This is a genomic window from Bacillus fungorum (genome assembly GCF_002746455.1).
In the GTDB taxonomy this organism is placed as follows: Bacteria; Bacillota; Bacilli; order Bacillales; family Bacillaceae_G; genus Bacillus_A; species Bacillus_A fungorum.
This window is the reverse complement of the sequence record NZ_NWUW01000094.1, coordinates 1-2,685: the sequence shown is the minus strand read 5'-3', so window position 1 is coordinate 2,685 and position 2,685 is coordinate 1. Positions and strand designations below refer to the sequence as shown.

Sequence of the window (2,685 nt, the reverse complement as noted above, 5' to 3'; positions counted from 1 at the left end):
CCGCTAACTTCATAAGAGCAAGCTCTTAATCCATTCGCTCGACTTGCATGTATTAGGCACGCCGCCAGCGTTCATCCTGAGCCAGGATCAAACTCTCCAATAAAGTTAGTTTGTCTAGCATCTAAAAATAAAAATTGACGTTTCACGTTGTTTGTTTCGTTCAGTTTTCAAAGAACTACTTGGTCGCTCATTTGCGACTTCCTTATGTTAACATCTTCGTTAGTTAATGTCAACTAAGTTTTTTTATTTCGTTTGTCGCTTTCTGCGTTAATGTCATCGGCGACTTGTTCTATATTACACCTCCAAGGTGCAATCGTCAATATGTTTTTATCAAAAAACTTCATTTTTTATAAATCCTATTTACATACCTCTTCTATAAGAATATATAAGCAACCCATAAAATACTCTATGGGTTGCTTTCTATCATAAAAACTATTGTTCTTTTGAAGGTACCGAACAACTTTCATCAGTACAACACATATCGCTTCCACCTTCTGAAGAAAGCTCTTGTATCTTAGGTGAAGGATTCTCTTCTTCCCACACCTGCTGAAGTGCACCAACAAAAGTTTCAAGTGGTTGCGCACCCGAAATAGCATACTTTTCATTAATAATAAAATAAGGTACTCCCGAAATTTGATATTGCTGAGCAAGCGCTTCGTCAATTCTAACATCATTGGCATACGCATTTTTATCATTAATAACCTTTAAAGCTTCTTGCTTATCTAAACCCGAAGCTTCAGCGATAGTAGCAAGCGTATCCACATCGCTTAAATTTCTCGATTCAGTGAAATATGCAAAAAGTAGAGTTTCGGTAATCTCTTTTTCTTTCCCTTGATCCTTTGCAAATTTCGCAAGACGATGCGCATCAAAAGTATTTGTCGGCTTCATCTCATCAAAATTAAAACTTAAACCCATACTAGCTGCCTGATTGCCTAGCTGCACGTTATTACGCTTAGCTTCTTCAATACTAATTCCATACTTTGATGCAAGTACTTCATTAATACTTGTTCCAGAAAAGATTGGAGCATTTTGGTCTAATTCAAAACTTTTAAACTCAACTTCAACATCCTTCTTATGTTGAAATTGCTCTAAAGCCATCTCTAATCTGCGTTTCCCAATGTAGCAAAATGGACATACAAAATCTGACCATACTTCAATTTTCATAGAAACACCTCATTAACATGTAGTTTTCAATCATTGTAGCACTAGCACTAAGGAATTCAAAAATTTATGCTTCAAGCCTTATATACTACAACCTAAAATGAATTTATAAATAGAAAAAACGATAATCAAAAGTATACAAACATTACCTTCTGATTATCGTATATACAAATCTAAAATAGTCTAATTATGCTGGAATATATCTCCCCACGAACTTCCATACCGTATTCCAATATTTATTGGAATCTATCTTCTCAGCTTCTCCATGTCCAGCACCTGTAACAATTAATTTTTCTTTTTCTACTTTTGCAGCATTATATACTTCATCTAACATTTCAAAAGGAACGAATGTATCAGCGTCCCCGTGAATAAACAGCATAGGTGTTTTACTTTTCGCTACTTGTTTTACAGCTGAAGCTTCTTCTAAATCATATCCAGCTCTTAATTTTGTAACTGTATTTGCCGCATTCATAACAGGGAACTTCGGCAAGTGGAATAAATCTTTTAATTGATAAGTAAATTCATCAATAACAGTTGAGTATCCACAATCTTCAATAATAACTTTAACATTAGAAGGTAAATCTTCACCTGAAGTCATCATTACAGTTGCCCCGCCCATTGAAACACCAAATAGTGCTATTTCAGCATTGGGGTCTTTCTTTACAATTTGTTGAATCCAAATCAAAATATCTTTACGATCATGCCAGCCCATACCGATATAATCACCTTCACTATTTCCGTGCCCACGAAGATCTGGCGCTATGACGTTATAACCTTGTTCATAAAAATTCCGGATATATTTCGTCATTTTCGATGCCTTACTATCATATCCATGAACTACAATTGCCCATTTATGGTTAGATTGTTCATTCATATATTCATAACCTGTTAATTTCAACTTATCGAAAGAATTTATGTTCAATGTATTAGGTTTATGATTTGATACAAAGTTCGCATCCTTTCCTTCATTTACAGCGAACATACCTTCCGATGCATTCACTGTTTTCACTAAGTGAGGATTATCCTCTAAAAATTCTTTCTCTTGTTTCACATTCAACGCATAATTATAAAAATAATTCCCGACTAACATATAAGCAATTGCTAGAAGGATTAAAACTACTATAGTAATTACACCTATCTTTTTCATATTATCTCCTTTTTAAAAATTAAATCTCCCTATTATTAAAGTACTTCAAAAAATAACTGTACTATTTTAACACACCGACAGCTTGCTTCTACAAAAAATAAAATAGAAAATCTTAAACTATACATCGAAAATGATGAAAGAAATTGAATATAAGAGTATTAAAAGAATAAGGATTACTTAAAATGGTACTTTGAGGCTGATAAGAAGTTAGAAACACAAAAAAGACGAGTCATTCTGACTCGTCTTAAGCTTGCTTGGCGACGTCCTACTCTCACAGGGACAAGGTCCCAACTACCATCGGCGCTAGAGAGCTTAACTTCCGTGTTCGGTATGGGAACGGGTGTGACCTCTCTGCCATCATCACCAAACTATGAAGG

Annotated in this window: 2 protein-coding genes and 2 rRNA genes; all 4 read right to left on the bottom strand. The window is 34.6% G+C overall.

All coding sequences use genetic code 11. From position 1 onward, the window contains the following. A 16S ribosomal RNA gene (locus tag CO726_RS30690) occupies positions 1–103 on the bottom strand; the annotation flags it as partial. Between the two features lie 329 nt (positions 104–432). Next, the gene (locus CO726_RS30685; RefSeq protein WP_099686801.1) at positions 433–1,164 is read right to left on the bottom strand and encodes a DsbA family oxidoreductase; all 732 of its coding nucleotides are present in this window, start codon (positions 1,162–1,164) and stop codon (positions 433–435) included. A 184-nt stretch (positions 1,165–1,348) separates the two neighbouring features. After that, positions 1,349–2,308, bottom strand: a complete 960-nt coding sequence (locus tag CO726_RS30680; protein ID WP_099686800.1) for an alpha/beta hydrolase — start codon at positions 2,306–2,308, stop codon at positions 1,349–1,351. 252 nt (positions 2,309–2,560) lie between these two features. Continuing rightward, a 5S ribosomal RNA gene (gene rrf / locus CO726_RS30675) occupies positions 2,561–2,676 on the bottom strand. Positions 2,677–2,685 lie beyond the last annotated feature (9 nt).